This window comes from Bradyrhizobium erythrophlei, assembly GCF_900129425.1.
Classification (GTDB): Bacteria; Pseudomonadota; Alphaproteobacteria; order Rhizobiales; family Xanthobacteraceae; genus Bradyrhizobium; species Bradyrhizobium erythrophlei_C.
On the sequence record NZ_LT670817.1, the window covers coordinates 2293258 to 2316280 of the forward strand.

Annotated in this window: 20 protein-coding genes and 1 pseudogene; 16 read left to right on the forward strand and 5 right to left on the reverse strand. The window is 63.2% G+C overall.

The window, feature by feature from the left end:
• Window positions 1–150: 150 nt before the first annotated feature.
• The 7 genes from B5527_RS43690 (at window position 151) to B5527_RS10825 (ending at window position 7065) form a co-directional block, all read left to right on the forward strand.
• Window positions 151–1254: a hypothetical protein gene (locus B5527_RS43690; RefSeq protein ID WP_154072153.1), complete on the forward strand. Its 1104-nt coding sequence runs from the start codon at window positions 151–153 to the stop codon at window positions 1252–1254.
• A 169-nt stretch (window positions 1255–1423) separates the two neighbouring features.
• On the forward strand, window positions 1424–2053 hold the full coding sequence (locus B5527_RS10800; protein WP_079601274.1) for an outer membrane beta-barrel protein: 630 nt from the start codon (window positions 1424–1426) through the stop codon (window positions 2051–2053).
• 196 nt (window positions 2054–2249) lie between these two features.
• Window positions 2250–2501, forward strand: coding sequence for a hypothetical protein (locus tag B5527_RS10805; RefSeq protein ID WP_079601275.1), 252 nt, complete (start codon window positions 2250–2252; stop codon window positions 2499–2501).
• A gap of 79 nt (window positions 2502–2580) precedes the next feature.
• Window positions 2581–2757: a DUF1328 domain-containing protein gene (locus B5527_RS10810; protein ID WP_079601276.1), complete on the forward strand. Its 177-nt coding sequence runs from the start codon at window positions 2581–2583 to the stop codon at window positions 2755–2757.
• A 341-nt stretch (window positions 2758–3098) separates the two neighbouring features.
• On the forward strand, window positions 3099–4868 hold the full coding sequence (locus B5527_RS10815) for an ABC transporter permease (RefSeq protein WP_245332576.1): 1770 nt from the start codon (window positions 3099–3101) through the stop codon (window positions 4866–4868).
• A 21-nt stretch (window positions 4869–4889) separates the two neighbouring features.
• The gene (locus tag B5527_RS10820; RefSeq protein ID WP_245332577.1) at window positions 4890–5939 is read left to right on the forward strand and encodes an ABC transporter substrate-binding protein; all 1050 of its coding nucleotides are present in this window, start codon (window positions 4890–4892) and stop codon (window positions 5937–5939) included.
• Between the two features lie 22 nt (window positions 5940–5961).
• Window positions 5962–7065: an ABC transporter ATP-binding protein gene (locus tag B5527_RS10825; RefSeq protein ID WP_079601278.1), complete on the forward strand. Its 1104-nt coding sequence runs from the start codon at window positions 5962–5964 to the stop codon at window positions 7063–7065.
• A 190-nt stretch (window positions 7066–7255) separates the two neighbouring features.
• Here B5527_RS10825 and B5527_RS10830 read toward each other — a convergent pair whose 3' ends face one another.
• From B5527_RS10830 to B5527_RS10840, 3 genes are all read right to left on the reverse strand, one after another.
• Window positions 7256–8170 (reverse strand): MBL fold metallo-hydrolase, encoded by a 915-nt coding sequence (locus tag B5527_RS10830; protein WP_172842539.1) that lies wholly within the window; start codon window positions 8168–8170, stop codon window positions 7256–7258.
• 228 nt (window positions 8171–8398) lie between these two features.
• Window positions 8399–9373 carry a Bug family tripartite tricarboxylate transporter substrate binding protein gene (locus B5527_RS10835; protein WP_079601280.1) on the reverse strand — a complete coding sequence of 325 codons (975 nt, stop codon included), beginning with the start codon at window positions 9371–9373 and terminating at the stop codon, window positions 8399–8401.
• A gap of 24 nt (window positions 9374–9397) precedes the next feature.
• Window positions 9398–10768: a PLP-dependent aminotransferase family protein gene (locus tag B5527_RS10840; protein WP_079601281.1), complete on the reverse strand. Its 1371-nt coding sequence runs from the start codon at window positions 10766–10768 to the stop codon at window positions 9398–9400.
• A gap of 333 nt (window positions 10769–11101) precedes the next feature.
• On the opposite strand from B5527_RS10840, the gene B5527_RS10845 reads away from it, so the two are divergent.
• The 9 genes and pseudogenes from B5527_RS10845 (at window position 11102) to B5527_RS10885 (ending at window position 19384) form a co-directional block, all read left to right on the forward strand.
• Window positions 11102–11428, forward strand: coding sequence for an NIPSNAP family protein (locus tag B5527_RS10845; RefSeq protein ID WP_154072154.1), 327 nt, complete (start codon window positions 11102–11104; stop codon window positions 11426–11428).
• A gap of 8 nt (window positions 11429–11436) precedes the next feature.
• Window positions 11437–12321: an FAD binding domain-containing protein gene (locus B5527_RS10850; RefSeq protein ID WP_172842540.1), complete on the forward strand. Its 885-nt coding sequence runs from the start codon at window positions 11437–11439 to the stop codon at window positions 12319–12321.
• Window positions 12318–12776 (forward strand): annotated as a pseudogene (locus B5527_RS10855) ((2Fe-2S)-binding protein); the annotation flags it as partial. The gene B5527_RS10850 and the pseudogene B5527_RS10855, both read left to right, overlap by 4 nt.
• A 122-nt stretch (window positions 12777–12898) precedes the next feature.
• Window positions 12899–15322, forward strand: coding sequence for a xanthine dehydrogenase family protein molybdopterin-binding subunit (locus B5527_RS10860; RefSeq protein ID WP_079601285.1), 2424 nt, complete (start codon window positions 12899–12901; stop codon window positions 15320–15322).
• Entirely contained in the window at window positions 15319–16296 is a 978-nt protein-coding gene (locus B5527_RS10865) for an amidohydrolase family protein (RefSeq protein ID WP_079601286.1), read from the forward strand. The genes B5527_RS10860 and B5527_RS10865 overlap by 4 nt, the downstream gene beginning before the upstream one ends.
• A gap of 44 nt (window positions 16297–16340) precedes the next feature.
• Window positions 16341–17312: an ABC transporter substrate-binding protein gene (locus B5527_RS10870; protein ID WP_079601287.1), complete on the forward strand. Its 972-nt coding sequence runs from the start codon at window positions 16341–16343 to the stop codon at window positions 17310–17312.
• Entirely contained in the window at window positions 17309–18124 is an 816-nt protein-coding gene (locus B5527_RS10875) for an ABC transporter permease (protein ID WP_079601288.1), read from the forward strand. Before B5527_RS10870 ends, B5527_RS10875 begins: the two co-directional genes overlap by 4 nt.
• Window positions 18121–18891 carry an ABC transporter ATP-binding protein gene (locus tag B5527_RS10880; protein WP_079601289.1) on the forward strand — a complete coding sequence of 257 codons (771 nt, stop codon included), beginning with the start codon at window positions 18121–18123 and terminating at the stop codon, window positions 18889–18891. Before B5527_RS10875 ends, B5527_RS10880 begins: the two co-directional genes overlap by 4 nt.
• A gap of 55 nt (window positions 18892–18946) precedes the next feature.
• The gene (locus tag B5527_RS10885) at window positions 18947–19384 is read left to right on the forward strand and encodes a DUF3830 family protein (protein ID WP_079601290.1); all 438 of its coding nucleotides are present in this window, start codon (window positions 18947–18949) and stop codon (window positions 19382–19384) included.
• 180 nt (window positions 19385–19564) lie between these two features.
• Here the strand turns inward: B5527_RS10885 and B5527_RS10890 are convergent, their stop codons facing one another.
• Both B5527_RS10890 and B5527_RS10895 read right to left on the reverse strand, forming a co-directional pair.
• Window positions 19565–22105 carry a branched-chain amino acid ABC transporter ATP-binding protein/permease gene (locus B5527_RS10890; protein WP_079601291.1) on the reverse strand — a complete coding sequence of 847 codons (2541 nt, stop codon included), beginning with the start codon at window positions 22103–22105 and terminating at the stop codon, window positions 19565–19567.
• Window positions 22102–22977 carry a branched-chain amino acid ABC transporter permease gene (locus B5527_RS10895; protein WP_079601292.1) on the reverse strand — a complete coding sequence of 292 codons (876 nt, stop codon included), beginning with the start codon at window positions 22975–22977 and terminating at the stop codon, window positions 22102–22104. Before B5527_RS10895 ends, B5527_RS10890 begins: the two co-directional genes overlap by 4 nt.
• Window positions 22978–23023 lie beyond the last annotated feature (46 nt).

Consider the following 23023-nt stretch of genomic DNA (forward strand, 5'->3'; position numbering starts at 1 on the left):
ATCGCTTCGAGAATTTCCGGCGCTCAAGCGGCGTCATTGCGGCGCGTCTGCAGGCGCTTCGAATTTTGGTCTCAAATTTGCCTCCGACTCAATTCACTCTGGCCGCGGATAAGACGACTGGGGCGCGTTCCTGAACTCGGGGGATTAGCCATGGCAATCGCATATCCGCCGCGTGATAAGCCGCGGCGCCCACCCTCACTTTGGGCTGACGAACCTGCCGACGCCGCTCGTTCGCTAGGTGTGGAAGATCCCCTTCCAGCGGATGAACCGGGACGCTGGGGTGACGAACATACCGACGACGTTCACGCGCTGCTTGAGGAGAATGCCCGGCTTCGGGAGCTTCTGGTTCAGCGGCGCAACGCCGTGACTTCGCGGGCGCGCGCATCATTTTTTACACCAACTCCGTATGGCAGTGGGAGAATCGACGCGATTCCGAACCACGAGCAAATACGCGAATTTTGCCAGTTCCTCGCTCACGAGTGGCGGGGGAAACGTCATCATTCGTATGCCGTTCCTCCCAGGGGAAAATTGGCGGCGTGGTCCCGAACGGTGGATGGTAGATGGTCGGCAGTTGGTCTGGCGGATGCGGTATCGAAATACGCATGGAGCGGAAAAAGATTTTCCGAGAATAAGGCCGAGCTGGATCGATTCGCTGCCGATCTACAGTCCGCCATTCGACGGGATTCCAATCATGATGTTTGCGCCCTCTTGCGGGCGATCATGCATTGGGGCGGTGCAGACAACAAGTATCGACAGAGGCGGACGTTTGAGTGGATCGAACGAAATGCGGACGAGATTTCTGCCAGGCTTTCGAGCGCAGTCGATCTGATCAAAGACGAACAGGCCTCGCTGGATCCGTTTGACGGTGTAAACCTGATCATGAACTCGACGATGGCGAAGATCGTGGGCCTTGCCGACCCCGAACAGAAGCTTGTGATCTACGACGGCCGCGTCGGTGCCGCGCTCGGCTTTTTCGTTGCCAGATTTACGGAAGAACGTGGAATCCATCAATACGATGTTGCCGATCAATTGCTTTTCGCCGTGGACCGAGAGGCCAAACGGTCCCCCGAGACGAATCGCATTCATTTTCCGGCATTGTTCGGCAAAGCCAGGGATCGCTGCCATGCCTCGATGGTGCGATGGGCATCGCAACTGATCTGGCAAGTCGCGAAAGAATGCCAGGCGAGTCCGAGAGAAATCGAAGCTGCCCTGTTTATGTGGGGATATAACGTTTCAGAAGACCCGGAAGATTAGCCGGGTGCGGACAGGCGGTTGAGGGCGCGATCGGCGTCGGTCGCGATGCATTCATTAGAATCAAAGCGAGGGTGAGCGCCGCCTTCCCGGCGATGCGGCGGCCGGCGGGCCGCACTGGCGTTCCTGATATCCATGCCTTATAATTCCAGGACAGCTGGCGGTGGCGTCGATGTCCATTTTCTCAAGCAGAACAGGTCTCGCACTGGTATTGGCGGCGCTCTGTCTGGGCGGCCGGACGGCGCATGCCCAAGCCGCCCCTGTGACATATTGGATCCCAGGCTGGCCCATCGGCTTCGGCGGCAGTCCAACCTTCGGCCAGAGCCCGAACACTTACGGCAACTTTCCGGGCTTTGACGGCAGCGATATCAGAGGCGGCGGTGTTTCCAATATGCGGTACAATTTTTCGAACGGCTGGTTTGTCGGCGGCGAAGGCGGCGGCATGGGTTTGAGCATGAACGGCATCAATCAGAATGGAGCGTTCGGCAGTTCGCTTTATTACCAGGGCGTGCAGTTCGGCTACAACTTCCAGAACGTGGGCGGGTCACCTTTCAGAGTCTATGCCGGGTTCGACACCTTGAAATATACTACCGGTATCGGCAGCCCTTTTGCCCCCTTCGACACCACGTCCAGCACGCTGCCAGTCTATAGCGCGCATGCGGGCATCGAATTCCAGCCGGCGCCCAATGTCAGCCTGGCATTGGGGTTCGGCTACACCCAGCAGACGGGGCGCATCGACAGCGATATCAATTCGCCCTTGCTGCCGGGCGCTTCTCCGTTTGCCATCAGCGGTCGCCACTGACGCGCGCTTTTCATCCTGTGCGCTGTCGCTAGTCGACCCACGGGGTGTTCGCGTTTCGGCGATGTTGGCTGGTCAGGGCAGGGCGGACGTCATTTCAGACCGCGCTTAAGTGCGACAGGCGGCGTTGACGAGTCAGCTCATTGTGCGGTGCCCGACAGAATCTGGGAATTTTTGCAGTGCGATCATGGAACCGCACATGACAACTGGCGTTTTTGGCGTGGAGGTTGAAATGCAACTTTTCACCCTCAGCATTACCGATCTGACCACCTTCGAGTCCTTCCCTCGCCAGGAGTGGGCTGAGAAGGAAGATCTGTTCGAAATTGGCAGCCGCTTCGCGCGGGCAATGCTTGCCGCAAATCCTGATTTTCGTCAGCGAGGCATGTGCGTGGCAATTTACGACGAAGCAGGAATTGCGGTGTCGGTGCTGCCACTGGACACCCTGCAATAGAGTCCTCCTTTGCCCCGCTTTGACGGGGCTTCTCTTTGAGATTTCGGAGCCAAAAACGCATCACGTTGGAGGTACAGCAATGGCGATTTCCAAGTGGGTGCTTTTATTTCTCGTGCTGTCGATTACAGCAGGCCTGTCGGGCGTCGCTAACCGGTCCAGCGTATCCGCCGACGTTGCGGGAGCACTGTTCGACGCACTCCTTATTATTTTCGTGGTCCTGCTTGTCTTGGGTTTTACTGTCTCTCGACCGGCGTGACCCTTTAAGTCCGGTAACGTTATGGGGTGGCGTCAAAGCGAGCGGAGCCGCCAAGGGACGATTGGGTCCGTTAGAACCCCTTCCATCACGCAGGCGCACAATTATTGCCTCTTGGCACTTTTCGGACCTCCGGCGCTGCCCGACGTGAGTCCGTGACCCCGCTCCAAAGCGGACATCCGTCAACGCGATGGATTCATGGATTTCACGCCCTGATTCACTGTGCGGTTCCGGCGACGGCGGTCGGCAACCGACTTTCTGCTACTTCCCGCCGCCCGCGCCATCGACTAGGCTTAGGCCAATAAAGAATAAAGAGGTCGCTCGCCGGCTGAGGGGAAAGCGCTTTGAACGGACAGGCAGGCCGGCGCACCGAGGTGACGCGCAGCGGCTATGAGGACATTTGTCGGCGCGCGGGGGCCAGCTTGTGGGTCGCGTTGCTGCTGGCGATCCTCGGCTTTCTGGTGATCTATCCCGTGCTCACGCTGCTGCTGGGGGCGCTGACCGATACCAATCCGGTGGTCGACGGCTTCAGCCTCCGCCATCTCTCGATCACCAATTTCCTCGCCGTGCTGGTCAACCCCAACGTCGCCGAGGCGCTGTTCAATACGCTGGTCGCCTGCGGCGGCGGGACCCTGATCGCGGTCGCGATCGGGCTGCTGTTTTCCTGGATCGTGGTGCGCACCAACACGCCGTTCAAGGGTTTTATCGCAGCCGCCAGCATCCTGCCGCTGTTCGCGCCGCCGCTGGTCGCAGGCGTGGCATGGACCATCCTCGGCTCACCCAAAACCGGCCTGATCAACACCCTGTTCAAATGGGCCGGGCTCGACTGGCACGTCAATTTCTATTCGCTGTGGGGACTGGTGTTCGTGTTCGGCATCTATTACGCGCCCTACGTCTACATGTTCACCTCCTCGGCGCTGCGCAACATGGACCCAAGCCTGGAAGAGGCCGCCGAGATTTCCGGCGCCAGCGCGTTCGCGACCTTGTTCTCGGTGACGTTCCCGCTGATCATGCCGGCGATCGTCTCCGGCATGCTGCTGTCCTTTATCGTCATGCTCGGCATCTACGGCATCCCGGCGGTGCTCGGCGCGCCGACCAATATCAGCGTGCTGACGACGTATATCTTCAAGCTCACCAACTGGTCGCCGCCGCTCTACAATACCGCGGCCGCCGTCGCGATCATCCTGATGGTGGTGACCGGCGCGCTGGTGTTTCTGCAACAGAAGGTGCTGAGCGGGCGCAGCTACACCACCGTCGCCGGCAAGGCGTTCCGGCCGCGCAATCTCGATCTCGGGCCCTGGCGCTGGCTCACCTTCGCGCTCGGCTTCGTCTATCTCGTTGTCGTGGTGATCCTGCCGAGTCTGGCGCTGATCGTGGCGGCGTTCCGCAAGTTCATGTTCATCCGCGACGCCGCCAGCCTGTTCGACATGAAGCAATACTCGCTGATGCACTTCATCAACATCTTCGACAATCCGCTGACCCTGAACTCGATCTACAATGCGGTCGAGGTCGGCATCATTACCGCCGTGGTCGGCGGCACGCTGGCCTTTGCGATCGGCTACACGATTCACCGCACCCATGTGGCCGGGCGGCGCAGCATCGACCTGGTGTCGACCTTGCCGGTGGCGATTCCGGGGCTGGTGATCGGCGTCGCGTATTTGTGGGCCTGGATCGGCATTCCCGGCGGGCTCTACGGCACCATCTGGATCCTGGCGCTGGCATTCATCGCGCGCTTCATGCCGGATACGGTCAAGGCGCTGTCGACCTCGTTCCTGCAAATTCATCGCGAGCTCGAGGAAGCGGCCTGGGTCTGCGGCAGGGGCATGCTCGGCACCATCAGGACCATCGTGCTGCCGCTGGCGCGGCCGGGCGTGATCGCCTCGATGACGCTGTTGTTCGTGCTGGCGATCCGCGAACTCGGCTCGTCGCTGTTTCTCTACACCAGCAACACCATGGTGATGTCGGTGCTGCTGCTCGACTATTACGAGGGCGGCAATATCGGAAAGACCGCCGCATTCAGCCTGGTGCAGACGGTCCTGCTCGGCGTTCTCATCGGCGGCGCCAACTGGCTGTCGAGGGGCGCGGCGCAGCGCAGCGTCGCCCGCACCGGATGATAAACAGAGGGAGACTTGGCTATGAACAAAAAGATTTCCAGGATCGCTATCAGGTTAGTCGCCATGGCCGGCATCGCCGGTCTTGGCATCGCGCTCACCGGCGCGCCCGCGCGGGCAGAGGAGAATTTCGGCTCGCCCGAATTGATCGCGGCGGCCAAGGCGGAAGGCAAGCTGGTGTTCTACACCGCCAATTTCGCCGAAGTCGAACAGGAGGTGATCAAGGAATTCAACAAGCGTTTTCCACAGATCAAGGTCGAGATGGTGCGCGCGCCGGGCGGCCAGCTCATCACCCGTGTGCGGACCGAGGCCGCGGCCGGCAAGCTGATTGCCGACATCGTCGATCATTCCGACCGCGCGCTGATGCTGCCGCTCGAAGACCTGTTCCAGGATTATGCGCCGCCGAATGCCGCCGACTACAACCCGGATGCGCTGATCTCGCCGAAATTCTGGCCGCGCGCCACCGTGGTGTGGTCGATCGCCTACAACACCGAACTGGTCAAGGATCCGCCGAAGACCTGGATGGACCTGACCAAGCCCGAATACGACAAGATGACCGGGCAGGTGTTCGCGCAGTCCGGCGGCACCACCTGGACCCGCATCATGTTCGAGCGCCAGGTGCTCGGCGAGGGTTACTGGGCGAAGCAGGCCGCGACCCACCCGATCCTGTATCCGTCGGGCGCGCCGATGTCGGACTCGCTGGTGCGCGGCGAGGTGGCGATGGGTCCGATTCTCTACAACGCGGTCTACCCGAAGCAGAAAGAAGGCGCGCCGCTGAAAATCATCTTTCCGCCCGAAGGCGTGCCGGCCAATCCCTATGCGTCTGGAATTCCCAAGACCGCCGCGCATCCCAACGCCGCCAAACTGTTCCTGAACTGGTGCCTGTCGAAAGAGGGCCAGACCTTCATGATCAAGGAGCTCGGCAACCTCACCTCGCTGAAGGTGGCGCCGGTCTACCCCGAGGGATTCGATCCCAAGATCGTCAAGGTCTGGTATCCGAATTTCGACCAGTATGTGAAGCTGCACGCCGCCTGGGTGGCCGACTGGGACAAGACCTTCGGCTACCGCCAGTGACCGTCGCCGTGAAAGCAAGACCATGACGGCGACGCTCGACGTTACCGACCTGCGCAAGCAGTTTGCGATCGGCCGCCCGGCAATCGACGGCGTCAGCTTTGCCGTGCCGGCCGGCGAGATCGTGGTGCTGCTGGGACCATCGGGCTGCGGCAAGACCACGACGCTGCGCTGCGTCGCCGGGCTCGAGCATCCGACCTCGGGTGACATCAGCATCGCCGGGCGGGTGGTATCGTCGCCCGCGCGCGGTGTTCTGGTCCCGCCGCGGCTGCGCGACCTCGGCATGGTGTTCCAGTCCTACGCGGTCTGGCCGCATATGACGGTGCGCCAGAACGTGGTCTATCCGCTGAAGCACCGAAAGATCTCGCGCGCCGAGGCCGGCCGCAAGGTCGACGAGGTGCTGCAACTGGTCGGGCTGTCGGAATATGCCGACCGGCCGGTGGTGGCGCTGTCGGGCGGCCAGATGCAGCGCGTCGCGCTGGCGCGCAGCATCGTCTACCGGCCGCAACTGCTGCTGCTGGACGAGCCGCTGTCGAACCTCGACGCCAAGCTGCGGCTGCGGCTGCGCGACGATCTGCGGGTCATCCTCAAGCAGACCGGCATGACCGCGCTTTACGTCACCCACGACCAGGCCGAGGCGGTCGTGCTCGGCGACCGCATCGGCGTGATGCGCGACGGCAAGCTGCTACAGATCGGCACGCCGGATGAGATCTATAACCGGCCGGCCGATTTGTTCGTCGCCAATTTCACCGGCGCCACCAACGAGATCACCGGCACCCTGGTCGGGCGCAGCGGCGCGTTCGGCGTGGTCGACTTCGGCGACGGCCGGCGCGGGGAGACGGCGCTGCTGCACGCGCTCGATCTCGGTGACAAGGTGCGGATCGCGCTGCGGCCGGAAAATATCGGCATTGGCAGGCAGGACGGGCCCAATATATTTCCCGCGCGCGTGCTCGACCGCCGCTATCAGGGCACGCAGACCGTCTACGATATCGATCTGTTCGGCCGGCGGCTGGAGGTGCTCGAACTCGGCACCGCCGCTCGCCATCAGGTCGGGGTCGAGACCTCGGTCTCGTTGTCGCGGGAGGGGTGCTGGGCGTACCGTGATAGCGGACCGTCATCTTACGATTAGCGGATTTTCCAGTTCCGCGGCTTCATCCTTCGAGACGCGCGCAACAGCGCGTTCCCCAGGGCGTGACTGCGAAGCTCGTCATGCCCGGGCTTGTCCCGGGCATCCACGTCCTGACTTCACTGCGGCAAGAAAGACGTGGATGGCCGGCACAAGCCCGGCCATGACGAAAAGTGGATTCGGGTTGCCCCGCTCAACGCCGCAAATAGCGATAGGTCGCGCGGACGTCATGCGGCAGCCAGTCCGCGTAGCGGGGGATGTCGGCATATCCGGGCAATTTCACCTCGCGCACGGCCGCTTCTTCCGACACGCCGGCCTTGATGGCGGCGTCGACCGCGCTGCGCAGCGCGACCAGCATGTCGCGGAAGCGGCTGACCTCCGCGAGATCGGTCGGCATTCCATGCCCGGGGATCACGATCGAAACGTCCAGCGTTGGAACGCGCGCCAGCCGATCGATCAGGCCGCTGAGGTCGCAGTCGCCGAGCCAGGGAAACCGTCCGTAAAACAAGAGATCGCCGAGAAACACCACCTTGCTTCTTTGCAGCGAGATGACGATGTCGCCGTCGCAATGCGCCGGGCCCCAATAGTTCAAATGCATCGTGTCGTGGGGCAGATGAAAGGTGAAATGGTCGGCGAACGTCTCCGTCGGCGGCGCGATCGTCATGGTGTCGTAATCGGGCAGGCCGATGCGCTGCCGAAACCGGGCCTGACCCGGATCGTTCTCGGGCACCAGATCGAACAGATTTTGCCCGAACAGCATTTTGATCTTGGTGGCGTAATCCGAAATGGTCCAGTGGTCGCCGCTCTTCGGGCCGAGATTGGCATGCATGGCGGCAAGCGTTTTCTCATGCGCGAGGATCGGCACGTCGGCGAAGACGATATTCCCGGCGGTGTGGTCGAGATGGCAATGCGTATTGATCAGCATGCGGACCGGCTTGCCGGTCCGGGCTTCGATCGCGGCGCGAAACTGGCGTGCCAGCCGGGGATATTGCTGGGCGTCGATTACCAGCAGGCCATGCGGGGTGTCGATCGCGCCGGCATTGGAGTCGCCGCCTGCACCGATCCAGGCATAGACATTCTCGGCGATGGTCAACAGTTGTGGTTGCATGGATTTCCCCCGCTGCAGTTCAGCATGCAGCGCCGGAGGGATCAAGGAAGGGGCCGGGAGCATTTTCGGGTTTAGTGGCTTCATCCTTCGAGACGCGCGCAAGAGCGCGCTCCTCAGGATGAGGTCTAACGCCCCATCTTGTCGGCCAGACCCTCGTGGTGAGGAGCGCGGCGACGCCGCGCGTCTCGAACCATGGGGCCGCTGTGGGCGACTCGCGTAGTCCGCCCGCTAATCCACGCTGATGTTGCCGGCCTTGATCGGCACCGCCCATTTTGCGATCTCGCTCTGGACGAATTTGGCGAGATATTCCGGCGTGGTGCGGTCGTCGGAAACGAATTGAAGCCCGGCGCCTTCCAGCTTCTCGCGCACCGCCGGCGTCTTCATCGCCTCCACCGTCGCATGGTTGAGCTTTTGCACGATGGCGTCGGGCGTTCCCTTCGGCAGGAAAAATGCGTTCCAGGTATAGGCGTCGACGTCAAAACCCTGCTCGATGGCGGTCGGAACATTGGGCAGCACCGGCGAACGCGCCTTGGTCAGGATCGCGATCGGCTTCACCGTGCCGGCGTCGATTTGCGGTTTTGCGGTCGTGATGATGTCGCAGAGATAATCGACCCGGCCGCTGATCAGGTCCTGCATCGCAGGGTTCGCGCCGCGATAGGGAACGTGGACGACGTCGATCCCGGCGACCATGTTCACCAGCGCGCAGCCGAGATGGATCGCCGATCCTGTGCCGGCGGAGGCGTATTGCATTTTGGCGCCGTTGGCCTTGGCGTAGGCGACGAATTCCTTCATGTCCTTGACCGGCAGGTCCTTGCGCGCGATCAGCACCAGCGGGGCTTCGACCGCCAGCGCAACCGGCGCGAAATCCGTGGTCGAATTGTAGGAGGGCTTCTTGAACAGCGTCTGGTTTTGCGCCTGCGTGCCGACCGTGCCCTGCAGGAAGGTGTAGCCATCGGGTGCGGCTTTGGCGACGCGATCGGCGCCGTTCATGCCGCCGGCGCCGCCGACATTTTCGACGATGATCGGCTGGCCCAGAACCTCGCCCATGCGCTGGGCGAACAGCCGGGCCATCACGTCGTTGGGGCCGCCGGCCGCGAATGGATTGACCATGGTGAGCGGGTGGGTCGGCCATTCCTCGGCGCCGGCGCCGCTCGCGGCGGTGAGCGAGGCCGCGACAAGCAGGACCGCAAATAGTCGGGACATCGTTTTCTCCGGGTTTTGATTTGTTCAGACGAATGAGATCGCTTCGGCCGTTTCGAGGATTCGTCGAATTTCGATCAGCGCGCGCTCGAGGTCGGCTTCGGTGGCGGGCGCGCCCAGGCAGAGCCGCACGCCGAGGCTTTCGTTCTCCATTCGCCGCAGCGCGCCGGGAGGCGCCAGCGTGATGCCGGCCTGGGCCGCTTGCGCAATCAGAGCTGCCAGCGTGCGGCCGGCCGGCAATGGCAGCCAGATGTGAAAGCCCGGTACCGCGCTCGCGGCCGGCAACCATGCTTTCAGGATGCGCCGGACGATCGCGTCGCGGGCCGCGGCCTTGTCGCGCTTGAGTCGGGCCTGACGGGCGAGACCGCCGCTATGGATCAGCCGCGCCACCACCTCGGCCATCACGGGCACGGCCATCCAGCCGGTGGCGCGCAACGCATTGATCGAACGATCGCGAAACGCTTCGGGCGCGATCATCGCGGCAATGCGAAGTCCCGGCGCCAGGCATTTTGCGAAGCTCACGATATAGAAGCTGCGCTCGGGAATAAGCCGGGAGACCGGCGCGAGCGGTGGCGACAGCAGATATCCGTAGGCGTCGTCCTCCAGCAGATAGGCGTCGTGCCTGCGAACAATCTCGGCGATGGCCTGACGCCGTTGCAGCGGCATCACCGATCCCGTCGGGGTTTGCAGCGTCGGCATGCAATAGAGAACGCGCGCCCGGGTTTCGGCAAACGCGCGATCGAGATTTTCCGGAATCAGCCCGTGCGCATCGGTGGCGACGCCATGGAGGCGATAGCCCGACTGCGCCGACAGCGCGAGCATGCCGGAATAGGTGTAGCTTTCGGTGAGGACGGTATCGCTTGATGTCGCGACCATGCCGAGCGCGATCGACAGCGCGTGCTGCCCGCCATGGGTAATGAAGAGGTGATCAGCATCCGCGGTCACGCCGAGCGACGTCAGCCACATCACCATCGCCTCGCGATGCCGACGCAAGCCCTGGTGCGGCAGATAGCCGAGCAGGTTCGACATCTCGCCGTCGGCGACGATTTCCGCGAGCACCGATGCAATGACGTCATCTTCGCCGGTGTAGGGCGGGACGTTGAGCGCCAGATTGATCGTGCTCTCCGAGGGGCCGAGACTGCGCTGCTCCGGCCGTCGCCTCTGCACGAACGTCCCGCGACCGACTTCGCCTGATATCAATCCGCGCTGCTCGGCTTCGGCATAGGCTTTTGAAATCGTCCCGACGCTCAACTCGAGCCGCTGTGCCATGTCCCGTTGGGGCAACAACCGCATGCCGGGCTTGACCCGCCCGGAGGCGATATCGGCTTCGAGCGCGGCAACGAAGGCGAGATAGCGTGGCCCGGAGATCGAAGCGAGCGCGGGTACCCAGTCCGTCATGTCTCGTTATCCGCAAGGCGCGATGGCAAAGCCGGTAATTTGGCTGTTCGTAAGTAGTGCAATTCGGAAATTGTTGCAATGTTTGACACAGGTTTGATCGCCGTATTAGAGGTCCCAGAGCGCGGGCTCGGCGCCTCTTTTTCATAAGTTGTTGTTTTTGATCGTATTTACTCTGGAGGGCGACCGTCTCATTTGTTTGATTGAACCAACTCAATCGATCAAAATACTCTCAATTGCTTCAGTTTGCGTTTGACAATTTCCGCCGCAGGCTTCTATCGTTTCCTGCAAAGGCGGCGGGTTCTGACAAGCTGCCGGCAAAAATGGGAGCGTGTATTGATCTATGAAATCCGGGTCTATGAAGCCGCAGAGGGCCGCGCCGACGCGATGCGCCGCCGGTTTCGCGACCATGTCGTGACCCAATTCTTCCCTCGCCACAGCATCGAACTGCTCGGCGTCTTCACCGCACCGGTCGAGGACGGCCGTCTGACCTATATGACGCGGTTCGCCGACGAAGACGCACGCAAGAAAGCCTGGGCGTCATTCGCGGCCGATCCGGCATGGGTGGCGGTGAAGGCGGCCAGCGAAACCGACGGGCCGCTGTTGAAAAACCAGACGGTCTCGGTGCTCTCGCCGGCCGTCGCCGGCTTGCCGCTGGGCTAGCGGTAGTCATGAAACCCGCGCCCTTTGAATATGTCCGGCCGACTTCGCTCGCGGAGGCCTGCGCGCTTCTTGCGGGCGACGAGGAGGCGCGGGTGATTGCGGGCGGACAAACCCTGGTGCCGATGCTGGCGATGCGGCTGGCGCGCCCGGCGAAGCTGATCGACATCTTGCGACTGCCGGAGCTTGCCGGGATTCGCGAGGAAAGCGGCGCCGTGATCGTTGGCGCGACGACGCGGCAGGCGCAGGCTGAACGCGATCCCGTGATCCGCGCCTCGGTACCGATGCTGGCAAAGGTGCTGCCGTGGGTCGGGCATCCGCCGACCCGCAACCGCGGCACCATCGGCGGCTCGATCGCCAATGCCGATCCGTCGGCCGAAATTCCGCTGGTCGCGGTGACGCTCGGCGCCGAAATCATGATCGCGACCACGAACGGCCCGAAATCGATGCCGTCAGATGATTTCTTCATCGAGCCCATGGTGACCGCGCTCGGCCAGGGCGAATGCGTCAGCGCGATCCGGTTTCCGGTCTGGCCGCACCGGCGCATCGGCGTGGGCTTCCTTGAAGTCAGCGCGCGGCGCTCGGATTTTGCCTTTGTCGCCGCCGCGGCGCAGGTCGCGCTCGACGGGGAGGGACGTTGCATCGACGCGGCGCTCGGCCTTGGCGGTGTCGGCGATCGGCCGCTGCGGCTCGACATGTCCTCTCTCGTTGGTACTGAACTCGACGCGGCCTCGGTGTCCGACGCAATCAATGCCGCGCTGGCCGATATCGAAGCGGCAAGCGACCTGCACGCCAGCGCCGCCTATCGCCGCCGCGTCGCCGTCACGCTTTGCAAGCGCGCGGTCGAACAGGCCCGCGTCAATGCCTCGGCCAAATCCGCAGGAGCTGCGCGATGAAAGTCGATCTGCGCATCAACGGCGCCAGCCGTTCCGCCGACATCGAGCCGCGAAAGACGCTGCTCGATGCCTTGCGCGAGAATTTTCTCTTGAACGGCACCCATGCCGGCTGCGAGCACGGCGTCTGCGGCGCCTGCACGGTGCTGGTCGATGGTGAGCCGGTTCGATCCTGCCTGATGTTCGCGGTCCAGGCGGACGGCTACGAGATCACGACCATCGAGGGCCTGGCATCCGCGCCGGGCGAACTCAGCGTCATTCAGGATGCGTTCTGCGAAACCCACGGCCTGCAGTGCGGCTATTGCACGCCCGGGATGATCCTGGCCGCCGACGCCCTGCTGCGGCACACGCTGACGCCGACGCGCGAGGATATCGTCGAGGCGATCTCGGGCAATATCTGCCGCTGCACCGGCTACGGCCAGATCATCGAGGCCGTTCAGTTTGCCGCCGACCGTTTGCGCAAGGCCAATACGCTGCGGCCGCATCACGATGCGGCACATCATGGGCACGCCGAACGGGATACGCCGGCCGAAGGTGTGCTCGAGGCTGCCGAAGCCGATGAACCCGTCGTGGAGGCGAAATGACCGCCGGTCCCGCCGCCCTCCGTTTCGTTTCCGCCAACCGCAGGGTTCGTGAGGACCGCCGTTTCGTCGCGGGCAGGGGCCAATACGTGGCCGACGTCGCGCTCGAGGGCATGCTGCATGTGGCGGTGCTGTCGTCGCCGCATCCGGCCGCGCGCATCGTCTCGATCGATGCTTCGGCGGCGCTGGCGATGCCGGGCGTGCATTATGTGCTGACCGGCGATGAACTCGCCGCCGCCACCGATCCCCTCATGAACGGCTTGGACACGCCGCTGGTCCGCCGGCATCCGCTCGCGGTGGGGCAGACGCGCTATGCCGGCGAATGGGTCGCGGCCGTGGTCGCCGATACCCGCGCACTGGCCGAGGACGCCGTCGAAAACGTCGACGTCACCTATGAGCCGTTGCCCTTCGTGATATCAGCGGAAGAAGCCCTGAGGCCTGACAGCCCGCCGGTTCATCCCGCGCACGGCTCCAATGTGCTGCTCGACCGCACCTTCGTCTGGGGCGAGGTCGAGAAGCATTTTGCCGAAAGCCCGCGCCATCTCTCGTTCCGTGTCACCTGGGGGCGCAATTCCACCGTTCCGATCGAGACCTTCGGGGTCGCGGCGTCCTGGGATCCGTGGCGCGACATGCTGGACGTCTGGGCATCGATCCAGATGCCGAAATATCCCGATCAGATCGCGCGCGCGTTGCGGATCCCCGCCAACAATGTGCGGGTGCACCAGGATGTCGACGTCGGCGGCAGCTATGGCGTCAAGCGCGGCATCAAGCAGACCGTGCTGGTCGCGCATCTGGCGCGACGGCTGGGCCGGCCGGTGCGTCTGATCGAGGACCGGCTGGAAAATATGGGCGGCGGCGATGCCCACGGCCCCGATCGCATTTTCGATGTCGAGGTCGCCTTCAACGACGACGGTATCGTCAAGTCGATGAAGATACGCGCGCTGGACAATGCCGGCGCCTATGCCGGCCGTGCGCCGTTTCAGCTGGGCAAGCCGATCGGCGCCATCGTCGGCCCGTACCGGATTGAAAGCGTGCAGTACCGCGCGCAGTCGGTCACATCCAACAAGGCGGTGCAGGAGGCGGTGCGCGGCTTCGGCCAGGCGCCGACCAACTATGCGATTGAGACCGCGATCGACAAGGTCGCCGCCGCGGTAGGTCTGGAGCGCATCGAGGTGCGCCGCCGCAACTTTATCCGCAAGGAACAGTTCCCTTACCTGATCCCGAGCGGCAGCACCTATGACAGCGGCGACTATCACACCGTCGTCGACAAGGTGTTCGCGCATATCGATTTTGCGGCCTTGGAAAAAGAGCGCGACCGGCTGCGCGCTTCCGGGCTGCTGGCCGGCATCGGCATCGCGGCCTGCCTGGAGCCGAGCGGCGGCAACTCGTCGTTCGAACCGCTGCTGAATGAGAAGAACACCACCAGCACCTGGATGGATTCCTGCCGCATCAATATCGACGGACTCGGCTTCGTCACCGTGACCATCCACAATACGTCGTCGGGACAGGGCCATGAAACGCTCGTCGCAACCGTGATCGGCGAAGTGCTGCAGATCGAGCCCGATCTGATCCGGGTGGTCAGGCCGGATTCGCTGGCATGTCTGCCTTCGAACTCGCCGGTCGGCAGCCGGATGGCGATCATGCTCGGCGGCGCGGCGTTTCATGCCGCGCAAAAGCTGAAGACAAAACTGACGCGTATCGGGGCGCATCAATTCGGCCTCGGCGAAGACAAGATGGTCTACGCCGCCGGCGGCGTCACCGATCCCAGCAGCGGCAGGCAGCTCGGCTGGGCCGAAATTACCAACATCGCCCATCGCAATCATCATCTGTTGCCCGAGGGCATGGAGCCGGGGCTGGAGAGCACGCATGTGATGCAGGTGCCGACCGGCGGCAAACTGCCGAAAGACGGCCGCGTGCAGATGTATCCGTGCCACTCCTTCGAGTTTCACGTGGTGCTGATGGCGATCGATCCTGAGCTCGGCAAGCCGGAAATCAGGCGCTATGTGATTGGCCACGATTGCGGCACGGTCATCAACCCGCACATCGTCAAGGGCATGACGCTGGGCGGCATCGCGCACGGCCTCGGCGCCGCGCTGCTCGAGGAATTCGTCTACAATGGCGAGGGCCAGCTGATCACCCAGAGTTTCATGGATTACCTGCTGCCGTCATCCCACGAGGTGCCGGAAGTCGAGATCGTCCATCACTGCACGCCGTCGCCCTACACGGTGTTCGGCCAGAAGGGCTCCGGCGAAAGCGGTTATCTCGGCGCGCCCGCCGCGATATCGGCAGCGATCAACGACTGTGTCGCGGCGCTCGGCATATCCTTCAACAAGCTTCCGATCCGCATTTCCGCCATCGGCGATGCCATCGCGGAGGCGCAACAAGCCAAACCCCAAAAGAAATCCAAAGAGCAAGCCAAATGATCATCGACTGCCACGCCCATCTGGTGCCGCCAAGTCTGCTGGACGCAATCCGCACCCAGGCTTCCCACTTTCCCTCGATCCGCCTGATCGAAGACGGCGGAAGCCTTGGCTTCTCCTTTGCCGGAGGTAAACCGACGCGGCCGGTCTCGAAGCCGCTCAGCGACCTGCCCGCGCGCCTGAAATGGATGGACGAGCAGAAGATCGAGCGCCAGGTCGTTGCCGGCTGGCTCGACATGTTTGCCTATGAGGTGCCGGCGGAAGAGGGCGCGAGCTGGTCGCGATTGATCAACACCCACCTGGCGCAGGCCGCGATGCGCGAACCGCGATTCGTGCCGCTGGCCACCGTTCCCCTGCAGGACGGCGCGCGCGCCGCCGAAGTGCTGCGCGAAGCGCACGCCGCCGGTTTCAAGGGCACGATGATCGGAACGCAGCCCAAGGGCAAGGGCGGCGTGCTCGACGATCCCTCGCTGGCCCCGTTCTGGGAAGCCGCCAACGAACTGGGATCGGTGGTTTTCATCCATCCGGTGTTCGAAAGCGGCGACGACCGCGTGCATGATTACGGCATGGCCAATGCGGTCGGGCGCGTCACCGATACGCTGATCGCGATGTCGCGGCTGATCTATGCCGGTCATGTCACCCGCTACGCCAATGCGAAGATCGTCGCCGGCATCGGCGGCGCGGCGCTGCCTTACGTGATCGGCCGCCTGCGCCGGAATTATTCGCTCGACAAGGACAAGCTAGGCGATCCCGACGCGGCGCTTGCCGCGATGTATTACGACACCATCGTCCAGGATCCGCGAGCGCTGCGTTACCTCGCCGACATCGTCGGCGCCGACCGAATCATGATGGGTTCGGACATGCCGTTCCCGATCGGCGATCTTGCGCCGACGAAAATCGTTGCCGAAACCAAATTCTCGGATGCCGAGCGCGCCGCCATCAATGGCGGTCTGGCGCGGCGCCTGTTCGGCTTGTGAGGAATTTGCAAATAGCAGTCATTTAGCGGTTCGGGAGGACGGCAATGAAGAAAGTGTTGGCAAGTCTTGCATGCGTTGGGGCACTCCTCGCGGCCGGGGCATCCCGGGCGCAAGCCCCGGCGCCGCTTTCCATTGTCGTGTTCGGACCGCCGTCGCTCGGCGCCTTTTTGCCACCGGTGATCAAGGCGCAGAAATTGGACGAGAAGAACGGCCTCGCGATCAAGTTCGAGGAGCGCACGCCCGACGCCTATACCGCGCAATTCAACTCCGGTGAATTCCAGTTGGGCGGCAGCGCGTCGCTGCTGACGGTCGGCCTCGCCGACACGCGCGGCGTCAAGGTGACTTACCTGTTCAACCTGTTCGATTTCTGGGGCGCGGTGGTCACCACGCGGCCGGACGTCAAGACGTTGAAGGATCTCGAAGGCAAGGACCTCGCCGCGGCCAAGGGCACCACCAATTATGTGATGTTCGACTGGTTCGCGCGGCAGCTCGGCGCCGACACCGCGAAATTCTCGGTAATCAACACCGCGACCCCCGGCCTGATCGGCTACGCGATGGCCGATCGCGCCGCGGCCGTGCAACTCTGGGAGCCGGCCTATACGACCTTGTTGTCGAAAAAGCCCGACATGCGGACGATCGACATCGGCATTGCCGACAGCTGGAAGAAATTCACCGGCAGCCGCAACATTCCCTATCTCGGGGTCGCCGCCCACATCGATTGGGTCGAAAAGAACCAGAAGCTGATCCCGAAGCTATACGCGACCTACAAGGAAGCCGCCGAATGGGTCGCGGCCCATCCTGACGAGGCGTCGAAATTGATCGCGGCCAAGGGAACGTCCGACGACCAGAAGGCGATCGCGGAATTGGTTCGCGCCAATGACCGGCTTCGCATGAACCTGCAGTGGGCGTCCGACGTGCGCAAGGAGATCAACTCGGTCTACGCGGCGGGCAAATCCATCGCGTTCCTCCCGTCCGAGCCGTCGGCCGCGACGATCTATCAGGCGCCGGGCCAATGAGCGATACCGCGCCCCGGGCCGGATCGGCGTCGCTCGCAGCCATGTTGCTCGCGGCGATGAAACGGCTGGGGATGTCGGCGCTGCCCTTCGTCGTCGTCATACTGCTCTGGCAATTCGCCTCGCTGTTTTTCCCGCGCTTTCTGTTTCCGTCGCTGATCGACGTGTTCTGGCGCTGCCTCCAGATATTCTCCGATGGCGCGATGTTCTCAGATGTGCTGGCGACCGTCCTTCGCATTCTGGCCGGGCTCGCCGGGGCCTTCATTGTCGGCGGCCTGCTGGCGCTGGTGATGGTGCGCTCGCGCGTCGTCGATGATTTTCTGTCGCCGATTCTGACCCTGTTCCAGGGGATTCCCGCGCTGTCCTGGGTGGTATTCGCGATCATCTGGTTTCATGGCGTCGAGTTTCGGATTTTCTTCATCATGGTGATGACGACGCTGCCGGCGTTTACCTTTCAGGTGCTGGGCGCCTTGCGCGCGATGTCGCGGGATCTGATGGAGATGGTGTTCAGCTTCCGTCCCACCCGCTTGAAACTGTTCCGGGTGATGATCGCGCCGGCGATCCTGCCGGACATCCTCACCGCCTGGAAGGTCAATCTCGGCAACGCCTCGCGCGTGGTCGTGGTCGCTGAACTCGTCGGCGCCACCGGCGGTGTTGGCTATCAACTGCTGCAGCAACAGCAATTGTTCGACATGGCCGGTGCGTTGGCCTGGACGCTGCAGCTGGTTTTCTTCGTGCTGATCGTGCAGGGCGCCTTGACGCTGATCGAGAAGTCGGCGTTTCGCTATCGCGCGGTGTCGGAGCGCGCGATATGAGGGACATCGTCACGCCGGTTGAGGCTGCCATTCACCTCCAGCAAGTTTCCAAGGAGTTCGGCAAGCCAGGCAGCGACGCGGCATATCGCGCGGTGGACGGGCTCGATCTCGACGTCCGCCCGGGCCAGATGCTGGCGCTGCTCGGCAAGACCGGCTGCGGCAAGTCGACCATCTTCAACATGATCGCAGGACTGACCGAGCCGACCAGCGGCACGGTGCGGGTCAGCGGGCGCAATCCCTTCAGGGATTTCGATTCGTTTCGCGGCAAGATCGCGATCGTGTTCCAGAACGACCGGCTGCTGCCGTGGCGCACGGCGCTGCAAAACGTCGAACTCGGGCTTGAGATGCTCGATGTGCCCGCCGCCGACCGGCGGACAACGGCGCAACTGTGGCTCACCAAACTCGGGCTTGGCGGGCACGAGCACGATTATCCGCATGCGCTGTCCGGCGGCATGCGTCAGCGCGTCTCGATCGCGCGCGCCTTTGCGACCAATGCCAATATCCTGCTGTGCGACGAGCCGTTCTCGGCGCTCGATGAATCCACGGCCGGGCGGCTACGCGCGGAATTCGTCCGGCTGGTCAAGGAAAACGGCAAGACCGCGGTCTTCATCACCCATTCGATCAGCGAGGCGCTGGAGATCGGCGACCGCATCGTGGTGCTGAAGCGTCCCGCCAGGATAGCTTACGATGTCAGCTTCGACGGCGAGACGGGTGCGGAAGAACGCGGGCTCATCCGCAGCCGGATCGGTGAGGTGCTCGAGGCTTGAGCCGCTTATCCGCGCCCAACACCACCAATCTGATTTTTCCTGACTGGAGACAACCATGGCCAAGATCAAATTCAGCTTTGCACGCGGCGGTCACTTCACGGCCAAGGTGATGCTGGACAAGGCCCCCAAGACCTGGGAGGCGATCCGAAAACAGCTGCCGCTCACCATCAAGGCCTATAACGCGCGGTGGACCGGCCGCGAAACCCATACCAAGCTCGATTTGCCGAACAAGCCGCCGCGCGAGAACCAGATTCTTAACGCCGGGCTTGGCGACGTGATCTACGCCTGCGAATGGTCGGACCGCGACGTCACCGGCTTCGAGGCCATCGGGTGGTTTTACGGCACCGAGACGGTGCGTGACTGGCGCGGCGAATCCCGCGTCAACCTGTTCGCGCGCGTCGACCAGAGCGAGTGGCCGTTTCTCGAGGAAGTCGGCTTGCGAACCTGGCGCGAGGGTGGCGAGGACTGCACCATTACGGTGGTGGAGGATTGATCCGGGCCGCGGTCGCGCCGCACCATGCGTCGTCCCTGCGAACGCGGTCCGCTGCCGTCATTGCGAGGAGCGAAGCGACGAAGCAATCCATTCTTACTTTGCTGCTCCATGGATTGCTTCGCGGAGCCTGTCATCGGGCGCGCGTTCGCGCGACCCGTTGGCTCGCAATGACGATCCAAATCACAGCCACAGAATCTTCTTGCGGTATTCCAGATCGGTCAACAGCGGCGCCGCCGGCCCCTGGTGAAACACCGCGCCGCGCTCCAGCGCGAAAACGCGGTCGGCCAGTGCCAGCACCAGGTCGAGATTGTGCTCGACGATCACGATGGAGGTGTGCCGGCGCAGCAGGTCGAACACCCCGAACAGTTCGAGGATCACGGTCGGCGCCAGGCCCTCGAACGGCTCATCGAGCAGCAGCAGTTTGACGTTGCCCGACATCGCGCGCGCCACCGCCACCATCTGCTGCTCGCCGCCGGACAGATAGTCCGCCGCTACATCCATCCGCTCTTTCAGGCGCGGAAAGTATTCGAGGATTTGCGCCTCGCTCCACACCACGCCGTTGCTGCCATCGGTCTTGCGGGCCAGACGTCCCAGCGCAAGATTCTCCCGCACCGTCATGCCCGCGAACAGGCCGCGTCCTTGCGGCACGTAACCAATGCCCATGCGCGCGATATCCGGCGCCGGCATTGCCGCGATATTGCGGCCCTCATACTCGATCGTGCCGGATGCCAGCGGAATCAGTCCGGCCAGTGTTTTCAACAACGTAGACTTGCCGGCGCCGTTGCGGCCGAGCAGGGCGACGATCTCGCCCTCGCGCACGTCCAGCGTCGCGTCATTGAGAATATGGCTCTTGCCGTAGAAGGTATTGACACGTTCGAAACGCAGAACTTGCGCCGCATCCTGGGCGGCCGCATCGCTGCGGCTGTGCACGACTTCGGGGATGCCGGTGCCGGTGTAGATTTCCTGCACGCGGCGGTCGGCACGCACCATGTCGGGCGCACCCGTCATCAGCACTTCGCCCTGGTTCATCACGGTGACGGCTTGCGAAAAACCGAGCACGCGATCGATGTCGTGCTCGACGATCAGGACCGGAATGTTGACCGCGACATTCTTGATCAGGCTCGACACCCGTTCGCGTTCGGCGGCGGCAAGGCCAGCCAGGGGCTCATCGAGCAGCAGCACCTGCGGCTTGGAGCCGAGCGCAATGCCCAGATCCACCAGCCGTTGCCCGCCATAGGACAGTTCGCCGCCTTCGATCTCCTCAATGCCTTCGAGGCCGAGGAATTTTATCAGCTCCGCGGTTTCAGCGTGGATATCGGCGCAGCTATCGATGTCGCGCCAGATGTTGAAACGCGCGGGGCTCTGCGCCTGCAGCGACAGCCGCAAATTTTCGTAGATCGTGAGGCCGCGGAACAGGTTGGTGATCTGAAAGGAACGCGCGACGCCGTGGTGGCAGATGAGATGCGAGGGCACGCCTTGAATTTCGCGGCCGTTGAGGCGGATGGTTCCGCCATCGGGTGCGAACAGCCCTGAAACCAGGTTGAACAATGTGGTCTTGCCGGCACCGTTGGGACCGATCAGGGCGTGGATCTCGCCGGCGCCGATCTGGAGACTGGCGTTGGACACCGCACGGATGCCGCCGAAATTCTTGGAGACGCCCTTCACCTCCAGCACTGTCCCCTTGAGGCTCTCGGGCAGCAGGAACGCCGGCAGCGGCAGGCCTTGGTAGATCCGGCGCTTGCTCATCGCGGCGGCTTCTTCCGGGGCGGGCCGCCAGCGCCGGGCGAGCGTTGCCCAGATGCCGACCAGACCGTTCGGCGAGTACATCACGAAGGCGACGAAGATCAGCCCGAACCAGAGCAGCCAGTTCGGCGTCCAGATCGAAAACAATTCGCGAAACAGGATGAAGAACAGCGCGCCCAGTGCGGGTCCCAGGATATTACGCATGCCGCCGATCACGACCATCGCCAGCATCTCGCCGGAAAAAGGCACCGAAACCGCTTCCGCCGAAACCAGATAGGTCTGGAACGCGAGCAGCGCGCCGGCGAGCCCCGTCACCACGGCCGAGATGACGAAAACCCCGAGCTTGTAGCGCTCGACCGGATAGCCCTGGAACGTGGCGCGCAGCTGGTTCTCGCGGATCGCCACGAGCACGTGGCCGAACGGGGAGCGCACCAGCCGAAGCAACGCATAGAGCACGCAGAGCCCGATCAGCGCGACGACGATGTAATAGGTCAGCGCATCGTCCAGGCTGAAGGATCCGATGCTGCCGCGCTTCAGGCCACCCAGGCCATCTTCGCCGCCAGTCACTTCGCTCCAGCGGAACGCGATGGTGTAGGTAAGCGCGGCCAGCGCCAGCGTCAGCAGCGAGAAGTAGACGCCGCGGCGGCGCAGGATGACGACGCCGGCGGCCGCGGACAGCACGGCGACCAGCACCATCGACAACAGCAGCGGCAACCAGATTTCACCGCCGAACCAGTGCAGCTGGATCAACCCCGCGGCATAGGCGCCGATGCCGAACCAGGCGCCGTGGCCGAACGACACCAATCCGGTAGTGCCGACGCAAAGATTGAGTCCCATGGTTGCGATCGCCAGCGTCACCACCACGGTTCCGGTGTTCAGGGAGAGGCCGAGCAGCCGCAAGGCGAAAGGCAGCGCGACCAGCGCGAGGCTCGCGAGCAGCAACGGCCGGTATTTCCGGATGGGCGAGGCGGACTTCATTCGAATTTCTCGATCCGCTCGCCGAGCAGCCCGCGCGGCCGCACCAGCAACACCAGAAACATCAGCATATAAACCGATGCTTCGCCTGCGGCGGGGACAAAATGAATGGTCATGCCGCGGACCACGCCGACCAATAGTGCCGCGATCACGACGCCCCAGAAACTGCCGAGGCCCCCGATCACCACCACGACAAAGGCGATGGTGATGATCTCGGACCCCATCGCCGGATGTACAATCGTGATCGGAGCAAAGAAGGCGCCGCCCATAGCGGCCATGCCGACGCCGAGCATGACGATCGCGGTCATGTAGGGCTGCAGCCGGATCCCCAGCGCCGCGACCATGTCCGGCCGCTGGATGCCGGCGCGCACCACCCTGCCGAACGAGGTCTTGTGCAGCAACAGCCAGACCCCAAGCAGCACCGCGGCGACCACCGCCAGCAACATCACGCGGTAGCGCGAAAACAGGAATTCGCCGACGATGACAGAGCCGCGGAACGCCGGCGGGATCGAAGCCGGCAACGGGGTCGCGCCCCAGATGATGCGGATCATCTGCTCGGCCACCATGGCAAGCCCGAAGGTCACCAGCAGGCTCAGGATCGGATCGGCGGTGTAGAACCGGCGCAGGATGTAGCGCTCGAATAGAATGCCCAGCATGGCAACCGCGATCGGCGAGATCACGACGGCGGGGCCGAAGCCGAGATATCTGGTGATTTCGAGGGATAGATAGGCGCCTAGCGCGTAAAACGCGCCATGCGCCAGGTTGACCACGCCGCCGACGCTGAAGATCAGCGACAGCCCGAGCGAGATCAGCAAATAATAGCCTCCGAGCACGAGGCCATTCACCACCTGTTCCAGCAAGAACCCGGCCTCCATTCTCGCTCCGGAGAGACTTTGATGTCAGCCGCGCCGCGATGCGCCG

What these genes read in the sequence shown, in the direction of transcription:
- B5527_RS43690 (WP_154072153.1), top strand. Translation starts at nt 151, where the DNA reads ATGGCAATCGCATATCCGCCGCGTGATAAGCCGCGGCGCCCACCCTCA.
- B5527_RS10800 (WP_079601274.1), top strand. Translation starts at nt 1,424, where the DNA reads ATGTCCATTTTCTCAAGCAGAACAGGTCTCGCACTGGTATTGGCGGCG.
- B5527_RS10805 (WP_079601275.1), top strand. Translation starts at nt 2,250, where the DNA reads ATGACAACTGGCGTTTTTGGCGTGGAGGTTGAAATGCAACTTTTCACC.
- B5527_RS10810 (WP_079601276.1), top strand. Translation starts at nt 2,581, where the DNA reads ATGGCGATTTCCAAGTGGGTGCTTTTATTTCTCGTGCTGTCGATTACA.
- B5527_RS10820 (WP_245332577.1), top strand. Translation starts at nt 4,890, where the DNA reads ATGAACAAAAAGATTTCCAGGATCGCTATCAGGTTAGTCGCCATGGCC.
- B5527_RS10825 (WP_079601278.1), top strand. Translation starts at nt 5,962, where the DNA reads ATGACGGCGACGCTCGACGTTACCGACCTGCGCAAGCAGTTTGCGATC.
- B5527_RS10830 (WP_172842539.1), bottom strand. Translation starts at nt 8,170, where the DNA reads ATGCAACCACAACTGTTGACCATCGCCGAGAATGTCTATGCCTGGATC.
- B5527_RS10835 (WP_079601280.1), bottom strand. Translation starts at nt 9,373, where the DNA reads ATGTCCCGACTATTTGCGGTCCTGCTTGTCGCGGCCTCGCTCACCGCC.
- B5527_RS10840 (WP_079601281.1), bottom strand. Translation starts at nt 10,768, where the DNA reads ATGACGGACTGGGTACCCGCGCTCGCTTCGATCTCCGGGCCACGCTAT.
- B5527_RS10850 (WP_172842540.1), top strand. Translation starts at nt 11,437, where the DNA reads ATGAAACCCGCGCCCTTTGAATATGTCCGGCCGACTTCGCTCGCGGAG.
- B5527_RS10860 (WP_079601285.1), top strand. Translation starts at nt 12,899, where the DNA reads ATGACCGCCGGTCCCGCCGCCCTCCGTTTCGTTTCCGCCAACCGCAGG.
- B5527_RS10865 (WP_079601286.1), top strand. Translation starts at nt 15,319, where the DNA reads ATGATCATCGACTGCCACGCCCATCTGGTGCCGCCAAGTCTGCTGGAC.
- B5527_RS10870 (WP_079601287.1), top strand. Translation starts at nt 16,341, where the DNA reads ATGAAGAAAGTGTTGGCAAGTCTTGCATGCGTTGGGGCACTCCTCGCG.
- B5527_RS10875 (WP_079601288.1), top strand. Translation starts at nt 17,309, where the DNA reads ATGAGCGATACCGCGCCCCGGGCCGGATCGGCGTCGCTCGCAGCCATG.
- B5527_RS10880 (WP_079601289.1), top strand. Translation starts at nt 18,121, where the DNA reads ATGAGGGACATCGTCACGCCGGTTGAGGCTGCCATTCACCTCCAGCAA.
- B5527_RS10885 (WP_079601290.1), top strand. Translation starts at nt 18,947, where the DNA reads ATGGCCAAGATCAAATTCAGCTTTGCACGCGGCGGTCACTTCACGGCC.
- B5527_RS10890 (WP_079601291.1), bottom strand. Translation starts at nt 22,105, where the DNA reads ATGAAGTCCGCCTCGCCCATCCGGAAATACCGGCCGTTGCTGCTCGCG.
- B5527_RS10895 (WP_079601292.1), bottom strand. Translation starts at nt 22,977, where the DNA reads ATGGAGGCCGGGTTCTTGCTGGAACAGGTGGTGAATGGCCTCGTGCTC.